The organism is Bacteroides sp. AM54-2NS, assembly GCF_003602935.1.
Lineage (GTDB): Bacteria > Bacteroidota > Bacteroidia > Bacteroidales > Bacteroidaceae > Bacteroides > Bacteroides xylanisolvens.
In genome coordinates this window covers 60037-77573 of record NZ_QTMZ01000027.1, presented here as the reverse complement: position 1 = coordinate 77573, position 17537 = coordinate 60037, and the positions used below count along the sequence as shown (strand labels likewise).

The following is a 17537-nucleotide window of genomic DNA, read 5'->3' as shown; positions in this document are numbered from 1 at the left end:
CATTTAGAGGAGTAGTGGATATGAGCTTCTTCCTTTTTAGGCTAGCAAAGGTATATGCATGAAGGGAATTGACTAAACTTAATCCCCCAAGAATTACAACTGAGCCGGAATAGTGGCTTTCTCCTCTAAATAAAGAATAAAGCAAGTATCCTGAGAAACATGATTGACTAGGGTAAAGTAATCAAGGATTCCTGAAGGCAAGAACAAGCTTAAAGAAGCAACAGGATCAATCGTTTGGGAAGAGGATGTTTTCATGATGCAAAAATAAGAATTTTAACGCAATCCCCCAAGGTTTCAGACTGAGCCGGATTCTCCATTTGCTAACGTTTTCCACTTGTAGCACACTACGTTGATTGCTGCACTCATAAAATTTTTGGTTGACTTCTTGGTTGACTTCAACCGCATAGTTTCGTGCAGATTCAGCACCCTCTAAAAACAAAAATCAGATAGAAATCTTGCGATAACTATCTGATTTTCAGAAGAGCGGAAGACGGGGCTCAAACCCGCGACCCTCAGCTTGGAAGGCTAATGCTCTATCAACTGAGCTACTTCCGCAATTTTTGTGGGCAAAGATGGATTCGAACCACCGAAGTCGAAAGACAGCAGATTTACAGTCTGCCCCATTTGGCCACTCTGGTATTTGCCCTTTTTTGCTTTTGAGGAGGTTTGTTTCTCAATTGCGGTGCAAAGATACAACTATTTATTTAAACTCCAAACAAAATCGATCATTTTTATTGCAGTAATTGCACATTCGTCTCCTTTGTTACCCAGTTTGCCACCGGCACGATCCTCTGCTTGCTCCATTGTATTTGTGGTAATTAATCCGTAAATAACTGGTATATCGCCAGTTGCGTTTAATTCGGTAATTCCCTGGGTTGCTCCCATACAAACATAATCAAAATGTGGAGTATCTCCTTTAATTACGCAACCAATTGCAATAATTGCATCAAGATCGCAATTTTCCATCATTTGATTGGCGCCAAAAGTTAGTTCGAAACTTCCCGGTACAGTTTTTACCAGAATATTTTCGTCTTTTGCTCCATGTTTTTTTAATGTATCGACTGCGCCTTTCAGTAAAGCACCGGTAATATTGAAGTTCCATTCGGATACGACAATGCCAAATTTCATTGCTTCTGCATTCGGAACGGAATTGAAATCATATTCGGATAAGTTATGGTAAGCTGTTGCCATAGTAAATTAAAAGTTGAGAATTATAAAATGAAGTTTGAAAGTATGGGAAATTAAGAAGAAAGGCACGGATTTCACGGATTCCACGGTTTTAATAGATAATCCGCTTAATCCGGTGTAATCCGTGCCTCGATCTCCTTATATAATAAGGTATTATTTTTTCATCAATTTAGCCTGTTCGATATATTTGTCGATGTCCATAGCTTGATAAGACTGGAAGTATTTATCCTTGATCTTAGTGTAAGCGTTTACTGCATCGTCATATTTTCCTTGTTTTACCAAGATTTCTCCGGCTTGTATCAGGAAAATCGGGCTTAATGTGTTATTGTCAGCTTTGTCTGCTGCCGACAGTAAAGTAGAGACAGCTTTGTCCAGTTGGCCAAGTTGTGCATAACAGTTACCTGCAGCACCCAAGATTGCCGGAGCAACCATTTGGTCTTTTCCATTGAAGCTATCCAGCATCTTCACTGCTTCTTCATATTTGCCAAGTTGTGCGTAGCAAATACCAGCATAAGCTTTTGCCAAATTAGCAGCTTTTGTTCCGCTGTACTCATCAGCTACTTTCAGGAAACCTGTGTAACCGATGCTGTCACCGTTTAAAGCCTGTTCAAAAGCATCCTGTTCAAAGTATTCCTGTCCTTTGAAAAGAGCTGCTTGTGCTTTTTCTTCACGTGGTTCAGCATAGAGGTTTTTGTACATGATAAAACCTGCTACAATAATAATCACAGCAACAACACCGCCAATAATTGCGTTTTTGTACTTGATAAGAAATGCTTCCGATTGTGTCAGTGCATCTTCTACGTTCAGATGTTCGTTCTGATTCTTTTGTTCTGCCATTTTATATGATTCTTTTTGTTATTATTCACAGTTTGATATTTCGACTCGCAAAAGTAGTTTTTTTATATCTACAAACGAAATTTAGAAGCATCTTTTTTTGTTTTACACCCGAAAACCACGAAAATCTTGCTACTTTTGTGAACAAATTAACGTGTGCACAATGATACTGAAACGAATATCTATATTAAATTATAAGAATCTGGAAGAGGTGGAGCTGGGATTCTCTGCCAAACTGAATTGTTTTTTCGGCCTGAATGGGATGGGGAAGACGAATCTGCTGGATGCAGTGTATTTCTTATCCTTCTGTAAAAGTTCCGGCAATCCGATTGATTCTCAGAATATTCGTCATGAACAAGACTTCTTTGTCATCCAGGGTTTCTATGAAGCGGAGGACGGAACTCCTGAAGAGATTTATTGTGGAATGAAACGCCGTTCGAAGAAACAATTTAAACGGAATAAGAAAGAATATAGTCGTTTCTCGGATCACATCGGCTTCCTGCCTTTGGTGATGGTTTCACCTGCCGATTCTGAATTGATAGCCGGAGGGAGTGATGAACGTCGCCGGTTTATGGATGTAGTGATTTCGCAGTATGATAAAGAATATCTTGAAGCACTGATACGGTATAATAAAGCATTGGCGCAGCGTAACACATTGCTGAAGAGTGAGTTCCCGGTGGAGGAAGAATTGTTTCTTGTATGGGAGGAAATGATGTCTCAAGCCGGTGAAATCGTTTTCCGGAAGCGTGAAGCGTTTATCCGGGAGTTTATTCCTATTTTCCAATCTTTCTATTCTTTTATTTCTCAGGATAAAGAGGCTGTGGGATTATCTTATGAGTCTCATGCACGGGATGCTTCTTTGTTGGAAGTGTTGAAGCAGAGCAGGGAGCGGGATAAGATAATGGGGTTCTCTTTGCGGGGGATTCATAAGGATGAGTTAAATATGCTGTTGGGCGAATTTCCGATAAAGAAAGAAGGCTCGCAGGGACAGAATAAAACATATCTGGTGGCGTTAAAACTGGCACAGTTTGATTTCTTGAAACGTACGGGCAGAACTGTTCCTTTATTATTATTAGATGATATTTTTGATAAACTGGATGCTTCCCGTGTAGAGCAAATAGTGAAGTTAGTGGGCGGAGACAATTTCGGGCAGATATTTATAACGGATACGAACCGGGGGCATCTGGACCGTATTTTACATAAGGTAGGTAGTGATTATAAGATATTTCGTGTAGAAGAGGGTACAATTCAAGAAATGGAGGCTGACGATGAAGCGCAATGATGCCGAACAAATAGGAAAACTGATTCAACAGTTTCTTCGTCAGGAGAGTTTGGAATCTCCGCTGAACGAACAAAGACTGTTGGATGCCTGGCCTCAAGTCTTAGGACCGGCGGCGGCTTATACCAGCAATCTTTATATTCGTAATCAGACATTGTATGTGCATCTTACTTCTGCTGCTCTCCGGCAGGAGTTGATGATGGGGCGTGAAGTGTTGGTGCGTACACTCAATCAGAGAGTCGGTGCTATGGTTATTACAAACATTATTTTTCGTTGAGGAAAGGGATTCTGTCTATAACCTTTATACCCAGCTTGCGAAGTGTTTCGGTTGCACGGCTGTAATAAAAAGGATTTTCCAGATATTGATTATTGTGAGCATCTACACCGATGATAGCGGTGCAACCTTCATGGGCGGCTACTTTCCAGAAATCCGGGTAAGGAATGGTGATGATTCCATGAATGTCATTATACTCTTCATAACCAAGATTATATTCCAACGGTAGGTTTAACCGTGCTGCTGTCCGGCAGATATGTCTGCTGACCAGTTTGCAATGATGATCGAATTCCGGGTAGGAACGCATGAATAAATCCGGATGGGCAAGGTAGGCAAATAGTCCGCTTTCCATCCCTTCAATAGCACTCTCTTCGTAGAGCTCGAGCATGTCTACCGAATCTGTATTCCGGCCGAAATAGGGAAACTTCTCATCTGTATGAAAATGGTGATTTCCGAAGATGATGTAATCCAGCTTATATTCTTTGATGATTCCTTTTAACCAGTGTATATATTCAGGAAAGTATTCACATTCCAATCCTATTTTTATACTGATTTGATTCTTGTATTTTTCTTGTAGCGAACGGAGGCTTTCCACATAGCCCGGCAACTCTTCAGGGAGCATGCGGATGTCGGAGATATAATTGGTGTGGTATTTCCACGGAGTGTGGTCTGAAAAGCCTATTTCTTGATAGCCGCCTTTGATAGCACTTAAAACAAATTCTTCGTCACTCCCTGTCGCATGATGGCAGCGGGTGGTATGGGTGTGATAATTCGTCTTCATTGATTGTTATAATTATATCCATGCGGACGTCGAATGATTCCGCAGGAACTTCTTCTACTAATTGAAATGGGAAACAAATCCCAGCTTTGTAAGCTGTTGGTATGCGTGGCAAGAGGCGGTCGTAGTATCCTTTTCCTCGTCCCAAACGATTACCTTTTGCGTCGAAAGCGACTCCGGGAACGACGATGAAATCAATGGCTGCATAGTCTGTGAATGCTTCCCCGGTTGGTTCTTCTATGCCATAGACACCACAGATTGACATATTTTCAGGCCCGGTATATACCCGAAGCTCCAAATCATCGCCTACCACTACGGGGAGCAAGATTCGCTTCTTATTACTCCATTTTCGGATAAACTCATGTGTGTCTACTTCGTCATTTAGCGAATGGTATAGTAGTACGGTATTGGCCGCCCTGAAAGCCGGATGGGCTTCAAGGGCGGTCAGTATGTTAGCTGATTGCAGCTTTCGCATAGTCGAATCCGCGTGTTGGGTCTTCAGTAATGCTATACGCTTGCGCAGTTCTTTTTTTCTTTCCATCTTTTTTGTCCTTCGTCACTTCTTCCTCTTCAACGGCTACCGGAGCTTTTGGGAAAGCTTCTCCTTTTTCGAGTATCTCAATGCCTTTAATGACGGTAGCATCTGTCTTGTTAAAATATTGAAGATAAGCTTCCAGTCCAAGCATATTGTAGATGATGTTACCAAAGAGGTTCTTCTCCAAAAGTTTGTATGACTTCTGAATGAGGATATTTCTTCTTTTCACTCCTTTGCTGTCGGCAAAACGGACAAACTGTTCTACCAATCCCTGATGACGAAGGTAATTCAGCAATTCTTCCTCTGTTTCATATTGGCTAAGTTTCTTCCGGTTATTGTCGGTGTACTGGAATGTGAATTGAATAGTCAGTCCCCGGTTAATAACAGTAGAAAGATAAGAGGTGACTCCCGTTGTATCTTGCGGTACGAATATATCCGGCATGATACCACCACCGCCATAAACAGTACGTCCCAGGCTGGTGTTATAGCGTTCGCTCTCATTCTGTTTGATGCTGTCGCGTGAGAAGAATTCTCCATGTTCGTAACGGGTATATAAATCCAGTTCGTAGTTACGATCTTTACCGCTTTCGTATGGGCGTTGGATACAACGTCCGGATGGAGTGTAGTAGCGGGCGATTGTCAGGCGGATAGCCGAACCATCACTGAAGTCGATCGGTTGTTGCACGAGCCCCTTACCAAAGGAACGGCGTCCTACAACTGTACCCCGGTCGTTATCCTGAATAGCTCCGGTGAAGATTTCACTGGCAGAAGCAGAACCTTCGTCAATCAATACGACGAGTGGCATTTTCTGACAGCTACCTGTACCGTTGGCGAATTCTTCTGCACGTGGATATTTACGGCCTTGAGTGTATACGATTAATTTGCCTTCGGGCAGGAACTCATTCACCATGCGGATGGCTGCTTCCATATATCCTCCGGTGTTACCGCGGAGGTCAATGATTAGACCTTTGCATTTTTTATGGTTGAGTTGTGCCAGTGCATTCAACAATTCTACATGGCTGGTACGTCCGAATTTGCTGACTTTCACGTAACCTATGTCATCGTTTAGCATATAAGCTGCATCAACGGTATTTTGAGGAATGTCTCCACGGGTAATGTTGAAATGCAATAAGTCTTTTTCTCCTGTTCGTTTGATACCTAATTTCACTTGTGAACCTTTCGGGCCTTTCAGAGTGCGCATAGCCCGTTCGTTGGTTACTTTCTTACCGACAAACAAACTGTCGTCCACGGTAACAATACGGTCGCCCGCCATCAATCCTATCTTTTCAGAAGGGCCACCCTGAACGACTGCATTCACATGAATGGTGTCGTTCTGTATGGTAAACTGGATACCGATTCCGCTAAAGCTACCTTCCAGTTCCGAGTTGACTTCTTCGAGATTTTGGGCAGGGATATAAGTTGAATGTGGATCTAATTCGGCCAGAATCTGCGGCATGGCTTTTTCCACTAAATCGGCCATGTTTACGGTGTCGACATATTGATCGTCTACAATGCGTAACAATGCGTTTAGCTATTGGAGGAACCGTTGATAATACCCAAACGGTTGCCGGCAAAATGCTTGGCATAAAATGTACCGATAAGAATCCCGACTACCACGCTGACTGCTATGATGACAGGTGTAAAACGTGAAGAGTTTTTTGTACTCATGTCTATTCCTTTTTTAAAACGTTCGTCTTCTTATTTATTCGGAGAGGAATGGTTATCTAATTCTGTGTAGATAACTTCGATTCCCGCCCGTTTTAATAACTCAATTCCATCTTCCAGGCGGTAATGTTCGGAGTAAACTACCCGTTTGATTCCTGCCTGTATGATTAACTTCGCACATTCGATGCAAGGAGAGGCGGTGACGTACATGGTAGCACCGTCGCTACTGTTGTTTGAACGTGCTATTTTGGTAATGGCATTTGCTTCCGCATGCAGGACGTATGGTTTTGTCAGATTGTTTTCATCTTCACATACATTCTCAAAACCGGAAGGCGTTCCGTTATATCCGTCGGAGATAATCATTTTATCTTTAACAATTAAAGCTCCTACTTTACGGCGTTGGCAATAGGAATTTTCAGCCCATATACTGGCCATGCGTATATAACGTTTGTCAAGTTCTAATTGTTTCTTTTCAGTGTCCATGTTGTTTACTATTTATTACTAACTACCCGGAAAACCATACGGAAAGTTTGTTTACCGGATGCCGGTTTGTATAAAAGGTATAAGTTATTACTATCTCCTTCGTAAGATGTAGCAGCATTAAGCCCCTCTATAAAATTTCTGGCGAGTTGGTCGTTACCATAATTACCTGCAGTGGTAACAGTAGCTTTAAAGCTGTTGTTTTTGGCATTGGCGCTCCATTTTCCTTCAAAAGTACTGGTTGCAATGACAGTTCCTTTTATATTTCCGTTCATAACATCTCCATCTACTGTACCATCAAATACGATATTGTATGTACCATTCTTATTAAGCTCTTTGATACTTGCTTTTTCTTGTTCCTCATTCTCCCAAAAACCAAACATCTCATGACCTCCATCCACAGTGATATAATTTAGTTTCCACGTTTTTCCTGTAAAGATAGCGGCTACATCGTCCGAATCATTACACCCTGAAAATAAAGGAAGCAATAGTAATAATCCTACTATTTTATAGATATTCTTCTTCATACGGTTATGTTTAATACTTAATACCTTATACTTAATACTTATTTCTTTATCCCATTTCTGATTAATAAAGCATCAATACTTGGTTCCTGCCCGCGGAAACGTTTATAAAGTACCATTGGATGTTCCGTTCCTCCTTTCGACAGAATATTATTGCGGAACGAGTCTGCAACTTCCTGATTGAATATTCCTTTTTGCTTGAACAATGAGAAAGCGTCAGCATCCAGTACTTCCGCCCATTTATAACTATAGTATCCGGCAGCATATCCACCAGCAAAGATATGGGAAAACTGCGTACTCATGCAAGCTTCCGGTACAACCGGCAATATTTGTGCATCCTTCCAGGCTTCCTGTTCATAAGCTTTCACGTCTCCTTCAAAAGGAGTATTACGAGTATACCACGCCATATCAAGTAAACCGAAACTTAGTTGCCGCAGACAAGCATAAGCAATATTAAAATTAGAAGCGTCTATAAGACGTTTTATTAATTCATCCGGTAAAACTTCTCCTGTCTGATAATGACGGGCAAATGTATTGAGGAAATCTTTCTCTATGGCGAAGTTCTCCATAATCTGCGAAGGAAGCTCCACAAAGTCCCAATATACATTGGTTCCGCTTAAACTTCTGTAGGTGGAATTGGCAAACATACCATGCAGGCTATGTCCGAACTCATGCAAGAATGTTTCTACTTCATTGAATGTTAATAAAGCAGGCTTATTCTCGGTTGGCTTGGTAAAGTTCATCACAACGGATACATGCGGACGGCTGTTTTCGCCAGTCTTTTTATCTATCCATTGGTCTTTGTAACTCGTCATCCAAGCTCCGGCGCGCTTACCTAAACGCGGGTGGAAGTCAGTATATAAGACGGCTAAGAATTTTCCGTCTTTATCAAATACTTCAAAGGCTTCCACTTCTTTATGGTAAACCGGAATCTCTGTATTTTTCCGGAAAGTAATTCCATATAACTTTTCAGCTAGTCCAAACACTCCTTTTTTCACTTGTTCCAATTCGAAGTAAGGACGGAGCATTTCTTCATTGATATTGAATTTTTTGTCTTTCAGTTTGTTTGAGTAATAACTCCAGTCCCAAGGCATTACAACGAAATCATCTCCCTGCTCTTCGCGGGCCAGTTCTTGTATTTCTTTGTATTCTTGTTGTGCGGTAGGAGCGTATGCTTCCAGCAGTTGGTTGAGCAGTTTGTATACAGACTCACTGTTTTCAGCCATTCTTTTCTTTAGCGTGTATTCCGCATAATCTTTGTATCCCAATAGCTGGGCTATTTTCATACGTGTATTAGCTATATTTTTTACGATATCGATATTATTGAATTCGTTATCGTGCGTACATTTTGTATTGTAAGCCATATACAATTTCTGGCGTAAATCACGGTTGTCGGAATACGTCATGAAAGGAATGTAGCTTGGAGCATGAAGCGTGAACGCCCATCCTTCTTTTTCTTCGCTCTTGGCTGTTTCAGCAGCAGCTTCTATGATAATTTCGGGTAATCCGGCGAGACTTTCCTTTTTTGTCAATAGCATCTGATAGGCATTTGTTTCTTTCAGATTGTTTTCACTGAAAGTAAGCGTCAGTTTACTCAACTCGTTAGTCAGGCGGCGGTACTCTTCCCGCGCTTCTCCTTCCAAATTGGCACCATGACGAACAAAACTGTTGTATGCATTTTCCAGTAACTGTTTTTGTTCCTGTGTCAGTTGCAAAGTCTCTTTTTGGTTATACACTTCTTTCACACGTGCGAATAACTTTTCATTCAGTGTGATATTATTGCTGTGTTCACTAAGCAACGGCATAATCTTTTGAGCGAGTTCTTGCAGATCGTCATTCGTTTCTGCGCTCAACATATTACCGAAGACGGCAACTACTTTATCCAGTAATTCCCCTGATGCTTCGAAAGCTTCTATCGTATTGCTAAAATCAGCCTTTTCCGGATTCTGTATGATAGCCTCTATTTCAGCATTTTGCAGCTTGATTCCTTCGAGGATAGCAGGCTCATAATGTTCAGTTTCAATCCGGTCGAACGGCACGGTTCCGTGCGGCGTATGGTATTGCCCGTAGAAAGGATTCTGGGCGTTTGTTATATTGCTCATAGTGCAAACTAGTATCAATGTTATTAATAATCTCTCCATAGAAGTACAAAGCTACTAAAATTGTCGCTTATTCGACGGATAACACGTTGCTTTTTAACAATATATAAAATGAAATGTATAAAAAAACCGCTACGGTTTCCCGCAGCGGTTTTCTATATGGTTCAAGCTTCTAATTAAGCGTTAACTGATGCCATGTGAGCGATCAAGTCAAGAACTTTGTTAGAGTAACCGATTTCGTTGTCATACCAAGATACAACTTTAACGAAAGTATCAGTCAAAGCAATACCTGCTTTAGCGTCGAAGATAGAAGTACGAGCGTCACCTAAGAAGTCAGAAGAAACTACTGCATCTTCAGTGTAACCCAGGATACCTTTCAATTCGCCTTCAGAAGCTTCTTTCATTGCAGCGCAGATTTCAGCGTAAGTAGCCGGTTTAGCCAAGTTAACTGTCAAGTCAACTACAGATACGTCCAAAGTCGGAACACGCATAGACATACCAGTCAATTTGCCGTTCAATGCAGGGATTACTTTACCTACAGCTTTAGCAGCACCAGTAGAAGAAGGAATGATGTTGCCAGAAGCAGCACGACCACCTCTCCAGTCTTTCATAGAAGGACCGTCAACTGTTTTCTGAGTAGCAGTTGTAGAGTGAACTGTAGTCATCAAACCGTCAAGGATACCGAACTTGTCGTTCAATACTTTAGCGATAGGAGCCAAACAGTTAGTAGTACAAGAAGCGTTAGATACAAATTGAGTACCTTTTACGTATGTCTTTTCGTTTACACCGCAAACGAACATCGGAGTGTCATCTTTAGAAGGAGCTGACATTACAACATATTTTGCACCAGCTTCGATGTGAGCCTGAGCTTTGTCTTTGCTCAAGAACAAACCTGTAGATTCAACAACGTATTCTGCACCTACTTCGTTCCATTTCAAGTCAGCCGGATTTCTTTCAGCTGTGATACGGATAGCTTGACCGTTAACGATCAATTTGCTGTTTTCAACATCTGCTTCGATAGTACCGTCGAATTGACCGTGCATTGTATCATACTTCAGCATGTAAGCCAAGTAATCAACCGGGCAAAGGTCATTGATACCTACGATTTGAATATCGTTTCTTGTCATTGCAGCGCGGAAAACGAAACGTCCGATACGTCCGAATCCATTAATACCTACTTTAATCATTTTGTTTAAACTTTTAAGGGTTTTATAATATTTGTTCAAATATCTCTCTACCTCCGCACTTGTTTTATTTTCAAATGCGGTGCAAAATTACAAAAATGTTTTTATATTCGCGCATTAAATTCACATTAAATATTGAAAAAAGATGGGAAAGAGTACATTTTTACAGGACTTTAAGGCGTTTGCCATGAAAGGTAACGTCATAGACATGGCTGTCGGTGTTGTTATTGGTGGTGCGTTTGGAAAAATCGTATCATCATTGGTTGCTAATGTTATTATGCCTCCGATTGGTTTATTGGTTGGCGGTGTGAACTTTACGGATTTGAAATGGGTGATGAAAGCGGCAGAGATCGGTGCCGACGGTAAGGAGATAGCTCCGGCTGTAACATTGGATTATGGCCAGTTTCTGCAGGCCACCTTTGATTTTCTGATTATCGCTTTTGCTATATTTTTATTTATACGTTTGATTACGAAACTGACAACTAAAAAACAGGCAGAAGTAGCGGCTGCTCCTCCAACTCCTCCTGCGCCAACGAAAGAAGAAGTTTTGTTGACGGAGATACGTGATTTGCTGAAAGAAAAAAATAATTGATTCTAATTAAAATGAAGGAGATTTCAGGTGTAAACTTGTGAATCTCCTTTATTTTTCTCTTCATTATTAATATAGATTGCGTACTTTTTTCTACTTTTGCAACTCAATTTATTCAAAATCCAACCATTGATATGCAGGAAAAAATAATAATTCTTGATTTCGGTTCGCAGACAACACAGCTCATAGGTCGCCGTGTACGTGAATTGGATACGTATTGTGAAATCGTTCCTTATAACAAGTTTCCTAAAGAAGACCCGACTATTAAAGGAGTCATTCTCTCCGGAAGCCCTTTTTCGGTTTACGATAAAGATGCTTTCAAAGTAGATTTGAGTGAAATTCGTGGTAAATATCCGATATTGGGTATTTGTTATGGTGCACAGTATCTGTCATACACCAATGGCGGAAAAGTGGAACCGGCCGGAACGCGTGAGTATGGACGTGCTCATTTGGCTTCTTTCTGCAAAGATAATGTACTGTTTAAAGGAGTGCGTGAGGAGTCGCAGGTGTGGATGAGTCATGGAGATACGATTACTGCTATTCCTGATAATTTCAAGAAAATAGCTTCAACAGATAAAGTAGAGATTGCTGCTTATCAGATAGAAGGGGAGCAGGTATGGGGTGTCCAGTTCCATCCGGAAGTATTCCATAGTGAAGACGGAACTCAAATCCTGAAGAACTTTGTGGTAGATGTTTGCGGCTGCAAGCAAGACTGGTCGCCGGCTTCTTTTATTGAGAGCACGGTTGCCGAACTGAAAGATCAGTTGGGTGATGATAAGGTCGTTCTCGGTTTGAGTGGCGGAGTCGATTCGTCGGTTGCGGCAGTGCTGCTGAATAAAGCTATCGGTAAGAACTTGACTTGTATCTTTGTAGATCATGGTATGCTGCGTAAGAATGAGTTCAAGAATGTGATGAAAGACTACGAATGTCTCGGTCTGAATGTGATTGGCGTTGATGCCAGCGAAAAGTTCTTTACGGAACTGGCTGGTGTGGCCGAACCGGAAGCTAAACGTAAGATTATAGGTAAGGGTTTCATCGATGTGTTCGATGTAGAAGCTCATAAGATAAAAGACGTGAAATGGTTGGCTCAAGGTACAATCTATCCGGATTGCATCGAGTCATTGTCTATCACGGGTACAGTGATAAAGAGCCATCATAATGTAGGTGGACTTCCTGAAAAGATGAATCTGAAATTGTGTGAGCCACTTCGTTTGTTGTTTAAGGATGAGGTTCGTCGGGTAGGTCGTGAGTTGGGTATGCCGGAACATCTGATTACCCGCCATCCGTTCCCGGGACCGGGGCTGGCAGTGCGTATTCTGGGTGATATTACTCCTGAAAAAGTACGTATCCTGCAGGATGCTGACGATATTTTTATTCAGGGATTGCGTGACTGGGGATTGTATGATAAAGTATGGCAGGCAGGAGTTATCTTGTTGCCAGTACAGTCTGTAGGCGTGATGGGAGATGAACGTACGTACGAAAGAGCAGTTGCTTTACGTGCTGTGACATCTACAGATGCCATGACAGCCGACTGGGCGCATCTGCCTTATGAATTTATGGGTAAGGTATCGAATGATATTATTAATAAGGTGAAGGGAGTGAACCGTGTAACCTATGATATCAGTTCTAAACCACCAGCAACCATTGAGTGGGAATAATAACACTTTATAATCTAAAAATAGCCTCAATAGGAATTCCTGTTGAGGCTATTTTTATGATGAATAGGTCTTTTTATAATGAGCCAGTCCGTATCTATTCGCTTACCAGCTTCTGTGCATCCGGAATAAGAATCTCTTTCCGACGTAATTCTAATAATCCTTTGTCTTGTAGCTCATTGAGCGCTTTTGAAGTATTCAGCCGGGTGTCATCTAAGTAGCGGGCAAGATCGTCCATCTTCATTTTGAATATCTTTTCTCCCTGAATCTTTTCACAATGCAACAGAAAAAAGCGAATGATTTTCTCTGTTAAATCCTGTGTCGGCTCTTCCCATAAGCGGGAGTAAAGATTTTGTGCCCGGTTACTTACGATATTCATATAGTTGAGCCGGAATATTTCATATTTGAACAGATCGCTAAGTACAAATGCTTTGCTGATACTGACAGTATGCGCTTCTGTATGTGCCACATAAGCAGAAGTGTAATGGGTGTTCATGCCAAACAGCGACTGTGGTTCCAGCAGGTAAGGTGCTTCCATCTGTTCAATGACGGTGTATATATTTTCTTTGGAATTTGTGACGATAGAACCTCGCCTTTTAACAGGAAGCAGAGTTGTTTACACGGACTACCACTCTCAATGATAGTTTCTCCCACTTTATGCTTGATAAAGTGTAGCTTGACCTTATCCAGAATACTTGTGAAATCTTCATGACAAAGACCTTGAAATAAAGGCAATTGGAGCAAAGTGTCGAACATTGTTTCCATATGTTGTAATCTCTTGTTAATCGTACAAATTTACTCATAATACAACACGGCTGTCAATATCTGACCCTTCTTTTTGTTTTTTTTATTGTTTGAATGTATAAAAATAGAGTATATTTGCAGAAAAAAAGGAGGAAATTATGTTTGCAGGCTTCAATTGGCAACAGATGGTTAGTGCGTTTATCGTACTTTTTGCCGTGATAGACATTATCGGCTCTATACCTATTATAATTAACCTGAAAGAAAAGGGGAAAGATGTGAATGCAATGAAAGCTACCGTCATCTCTTTTGTTTTGCTGATCGGATTTTTCTATGCGGGAGATATGATGCTGAAACTCTTCCATGTAGATATCGAATCGTTTGCAGTTGCCGGTGCGTTTGTTATCTTCCTCATGTCTTTGGAGATGATTTTGGATATTGAGATTTTCAAAAATCAGGGTCCTATCAAAGAAGCTACTTTGGTGCCGCTTGTCTTTCCTTTGTTGGCAGGTGCCGGAGCTTTTACTACTTTGCTTTCTCTTCGGGCGGAATATGCCAGTATCAATATCATTATAGCTTTAGTATTGAACATGATCTGGGTTTACTTTGTAGTGAGTATGACTGGTCGTGTAGAACGTTTCTTGGGAAAAGGTGGTATCTATATTATTCGTAAGTTTTTTGGTATCATCTTATTGGCTATTTCTGTAAGGTTGTTTACGGCCAATATAACGTTATTGATTGAAGCGTTGCATCGGTCTTGATCTGGCTTAATCCTTCTTGTTAAATTGAAAACTATTGTATCGGTTGTGCCATCGTGTTGGCACAACTGTGACATGCCTCTGTCACAAGCGTGCCACTTCGATGGCACAAGTCTGCCAATATGGGTGACATGAGTTGGCATTTATAGCGTTTCTTCTTCTGCTGCTGCAGTTGTTGCTTCTTCTTCTGTATTTTCTTCCTCTTCTGTTTCATCTGCAAAAGGTTCCGGCCGTTGCGGTCCGTGATTTACGAAAACGAAAGCGCAGAGCGTTCCCATAATTCCTCCGCTAAGATGTCCTTCCCACGACATATTGGTAGGGGAGAAATAAGGAAACATATGCCATATAATTCCTCCATATAAAAAGGTGACAAGTAAAGAGATGGCAATGAGTGGAACATATTTGCGGAGAATACCACTGAAAAAGAGAAAGAAGGCAAAGCCATAGATCAGTCCGCTGGCACCGATGTGCCATCCCGGTTTTCCGATCAGGAAAGTAAGTAGTCCGCTTCCGAGCCAAATGAGAATAAAAATTTTACCGGCTATTCCCCGGTAAAAGTAAAAAAGACACCATGACAAGAAGAATAAAGGGATTGTATTTGCTAATAGATGACTGAACCCGCTGTGTATCAGCGGATGGGTTAAAATGCCGGTCAGTCCCCGTTTCTCCATAGGATATACCCCCAAGCGAGAGAAGTCCCAGTCCATTCCGACTTCCATAATCTTGAGTATATAGAGAATAAAAATAAGGAACAAAGGCTTTGCTGCAGCCAGCATGATACGCTGAATATCTTGCTTCATGACATTCTTTTCTTTAGATATTTTACGCAATACTACGAATATTTGCACAAAATCTGAAAATAAAAAGCCTTTTTATTTTTGTTTTTATCTATAATTTGTACATTTGGGCGTTATACCTATTGTATATGCTGCTACAGCCAATATACACGGTATGTAACAATAAATAGATATACGATATAATGACCAATAATTAACCTTTAATAATGCACAACTATGAGTTATTTACGATTTGACAAGACCCTCATGACGAATCTGGAAGAATCTCTTCAGAGAGAAATCCTCCGGACGAACAAAGCAGGAGCTTATCATTGTACGACGATTGTTGATTGTAACACACGCAAATATCACGGCCTGTTGGTAATTCCAGTTCCCAATCTCGACGATGAAAATCATGTGCTGCTATCTTCTCTTGATGAAACGGTAATTCAACACGGTGCGGAGTTTAACTTGGGGTTGCACAAATATCAGGGAAACAACTTTAGTCCTAACGGACACAAGTATATCCGTGAGTTTGACTGTGAGCATATCCCGGCAACAACTTACCGTGTCGGAGGTGTAATCCTCCGCAAAGAAAAAATCTTTGTACATCATGAAAATAGAATCCTGATTCGTTATACTTTACTTGATGCGCATTCGGCTACAACCCTGCGCTTCCGGCCGTTCCTTGCTTTCAGAAGTGTACGTGAGTACACTCACGAAAACCCACAGGCAAGCCGCGAGTATCAACTGGTGGAAAATGGTATTAAAACCTGTATGTATCCCGGTTATCCGGAACTTTATATGCAGTTGAATAAAAAGTGTGAATTTCATTTCATGCCCGACTGGTATCGGGGGATTGAATACCCCAAAGAACAGGAACGTGGATATGACTTCAATGAAGACCTTTATGTTCCCGGTTATTTCGAAGTGGATATAAAGAAAGGAGAGAGTATTGTATTCTCTGCCGGAACTTCAGAAGTAACTCCTCGTAGACTGAAACAAACATTTGAGGCTGAAGTAGCTGATCGTACCCCACGTGATAGCTTTTACCACTGTCTGAAAAATTCCGCTCATCAGTTCCATAACCAACAGGAAGATGAACATTATATTCTTGCCGGTTATCCGTGGTTTAAATGCCGTGCTCGTGATATGTTTATCGCCTTGCCTGGATTGACGCTTGCGCTTGATGAGATCGACCAGTTTGAGGATGTGATGAAAACGGCGGAAAAGGCGATTCGTAATTTTATTAATGAAGAACCTGTTGGATACAAAATTTATGAAATGGAGCATCCTGACGTTTTGCTTTGGGCTGTCTGGCTATGCAGCAATATGCCAAAGAGACTTCCCGCGAACAATGCCGTCAGAAATATGGAGAGCTTCTGAAAGATATTATGGAGTTTATCCGTCAGCGAAGACATGAGAATCTTTTCTTGCATGACAATGGATTACTTTTTGCCAATGGTACGGATAAAGCGATTACATGGATGAATTCTACTGTGAACGGCATCCGGTGATTCCTCGTACTGGATATATTGTTGAATTTAATGCGTTATGGTATAATGCACTGCGTTTTATCGCTGATTTGGTGCGTGAAGGTGGTGATGTGTACTTGGCAGATGAACTTGATGCACAGGCAGAAGTGACAGGAAAATCTTTTGTCGAGGTATTCCGTAATGAATATGGTTATTTGCTTGATTACGTAGACGGTAATATGATGGACTGGAGTGTACGTCCTAATATGATATTTACCGTAGCGTTTGATTATTCTCCTTTGGATCGTGCGCAAAAGAAACAGGTGCTCGATATTGTGACCAAAGAGCTGCTCACTCCGAAAGGAATTCGTTCGTTGAGTCCGAAGAGCGGTGGATATAATCCGAACTATGTAGGTCCGCAGATACAACGGGATTATGCTTATCATCAGGGTACTGCTTGGCCTTGGTTGATGGGATTCTATCTGGAAGCTTATCTTCGAATTTATAAGATGAGCGGGTTGTCATTCGTTGAACGTCAGCTGATTAGTTATGATGATGAGATGACAAGCCACTGTGTTGGTTCCATTCCCGAATTGTTTGATGGGAACCCGCCTTTCAAAGGACGTGGCGCAGTATCGTTTGCGATGAATGTAGCAGAAATACTGCGTGTCTTAAAACTACTGTCTAAGTATTATTAAAAAAG

Annotated in this window: 14 protein-coding genes, 2 tRNA genes and 3 pseudogenes; 6 read left to right on the top strand and 13 right to left on the bottom strand. The window is 41.2% G+C overall.

Annotation, left to right across the window (positions count from 1 at the left end; all coding sequences use genetic code 11):
- Nucleotides 1-482 precede the first annotated feature (482 nt).
- The 4 genes from DXA05_RS16725 to DXA05_RS16710 form a co-directional block, all read right to left on the bottom strand.
- Nucleotides 483-555: transfer RNA gene (locus DXA05_RS16725), tRNA-Gly, on the bottom strand.
- Nucleotides 556-563: 8 nt separating this feature from the next.
- A tRNA-Tyr gene (locus tag DXA05_RS16720) sits at nt 564-646 on the bottom strand.
- A gap of 50 nt (nt 647-696) precedes the next feature.
- Nucleotides 697-1191, bottom strand: coding sequence for a 6,7-dimethyl-8-ribityllumazine synthase (ribH, locus tag DXA05_RS16715; protein WP_004301766.1), 495 nt, complete (start codon nt 1189-1191; stop codon nt 697-699).
- A 150-nt stretch (nt 1192-1341) separates the two neighbouring features.
- Entirely contained in the window at nt 1342-2025 is a 684-nt protein-coding gene (locus DXA05_RS16710; RefSeq protein ID WP_128859404.1) for a tetratricopeptide repeat protein, read from the bottom strand.
- A 160-nt stretch (nt 2026-2185) separates the two neighbouring features.
- Between DXA05_RS16710 and recF the strand changes: the two genes are divergently transcribed.
- Both recF and DXA05_RS16700 read left to right on the top strand, forming a co-directional pair.
- A complete protein-coding gene (gene recF, locus DXA05_RS16705) occupies nt 2186-3304 on the top strand; it encodes a DNA replication and repair protein RecF (protein ID WP_008645622.1) in 1119 nt (372 codons plus the stop codon).
- Entirely contained in the window at nt 3291-3578 is a 288-nt protein-coding gene (locus DXA05_RS16700; RefSeq protein WP_004316165.1) for a DUF721 domain-containing protein, read from the top strand. Before recF ends, DXA05_RS16700 begins: the two co-directional genes overlap by 14 nt.
- Here the strand turns inward: DXA05_RS16700 and DXA05_RS16695 are convergent.
- The 7 genes and pseudogenes from DXA05_RS16695 to gap form a co-directional block, all read right to left on the bottom strand.
- Nucleotides 3565-4356: a histidinol-phosphatase gene (locus tag DXA05_RS16695; RefSeq protein ID WP_128859403.1), complete on the bottom strand. Its 792-nt coding sequence runs from the start codon at nt 4354-4356 to the stop codon at nt 3565-3567. The two genes, DXA05_RS16700 and DXA05_RS16695, sit on opposite strands and share 14 nt — an antisense overlap.
- A complete protein-coding gene (locus DXA05_RS16690) occupies nt 4301-4828 on the bottom strand; it encodes a 5-formyltetrahydrofolate cyclo-ligase (protein WP_235333583.1) in 528 nt (175 codons plus the stop codon). The genes DXA05_RS16695 and DXA05_RS16690 overlap by 56 nt, the downstream gene beginning before the upstream one ends.
- Nucleotides 4806-6556, bottom strand: a pseudogene (locus DXA05_RS16685) (S41 family peptidase). Before DXA05_RS16685 ends, DXA05_RS16690 begins: the two are co-directional and overlap by 23 nt.
- A 30-nt stretch (nt 6557-6586) precedes the next feature.
- Nucleotides 6587-7036 carry a dCMP deaminase family protein gene (locus DXA05_RS16680; RefSeq protein WP_008020857.1) on the bottom strand — a complete coding sequence of 150 codons (450 nt, stop codon included), beginning with the start codon at nt 7034-7036 and terminating at the stop codon, nt 6587-6589.
- Between the two features lie 8 nt (nt 7037-7044).
- On the bottom strand, nt 7045-7560 hold the full coding sequence (locus DXA05_RS16675; protein ID WP_087318520.1) for a DUF4847 family protein: 516 nt from the start codon (nt 7558-7560) through the stop codon (nt 7045-7047).
- 38 nt (nt 7561-7598) lie between these two features.
- Nucleotides 7599-9659 (bottom strand): M3 family metallopeptidase, encoded by a 2061-nt coding sequence (locus tag DXA05_RS16670; RefSeq protein ID WP_128859401.1) that lies wholly within the window; start codon nt 9657-9659, stop codon nt 7599-7601.
- Nucleotides 9660-9832: 173 nt separating this feature from the next.
- Nucleotides 9833-10843, bottom strand: a complete 1011-nt coding sequence (gene gap, locus DXA05_RS16665) for a type I glyceraldehyde-3-phosphate dehydrogenase (protein ID WP_004316172.1) — start codon at nt 10841-10843, stop codon at nt 9833-9835.
- Nucleotides 10844-10985: 142 nt separating this feature from the next.
- Between gap and mscL the strand changes: the two genes are divergently transcribed.
- Together mscL and guaA are read left to right on the top strand one after the other, a co-directional pair.
- Complete coding sequence (mscL, locus tag DXA05_RS16660) at nt 10986-11432, top strand: large-conductance mechanosensitive channel protein MscL (RefSeq protein WP_004316173.1); 447 nt, start codon at nt 10986-10988, stop codon at nt 11430-11432.
- A gap of 131 nt (nt 11433-11563) precedes the next feature.
- Complete coding sequence (gene guaA / locus DXA05_RS16655; protein WP_008020864.1) at nt 11564-13087, top strand: glutamine-hydrolyzing GMP synthase; 1524 nt, start codon at nt 11564-11566, stop codon at nt 13085-13087.
- A 94-nt stretch (nt 13088-13181) separates the two neighbouring features.
- Here guaA and DXA05_RS16650 read toward each other — a convergent pair.
- A pseudogene (locus tag DXA05_RS16650) lies at nt 13182-13849 on the bottom strand (Crp/Fnr family transcriptional regulator).
- Nucleotides 13850-13986: 137 nt separating this feature from the next.
- Between DXA05_RS16650 and DXA05_RS16645 the strand changes: the two are divergent.
- Nucleotides 13987-14586, top strand: coding sequence for a MarC family protein (locus DXA05_RS16645; RefSeq protein ID WP_117683296.1), 600 nt, complete (start codon nt 13987-13989; stop codon nt 14584-14586).
- A gap of 140 nt (nt 14587-14726) precedes the next feature.
- Here the strand turns inward: DXA05_RS16645 and DXA05_RS16640 are convergent, their stop codons facing one another.
- Complete coding sequence (locus DXA05_RS16640; RefSeq protein ID WP_087318523.1) at nt 14727-15383, bottom strand: rhomboid family intramembrane serine protease; 657 nt, start codon at nt 15381-15383, stop codon at nt 14727-14729.
- Nucleotides 15384-15596: 213 nt separating this feature from the next.
- Here DXA05_RS16640 and DXA05_RS16635 point away from each other — a divergent pair.
- A pseudogene (locus DXA05_RS16635) lies at nt 15597-17532 on the top strand (glycogen debranching enzyme N-terminal domain-containing protein).
- Nucleotides 17533-17537: the final 5 nt, after the last annotated feature.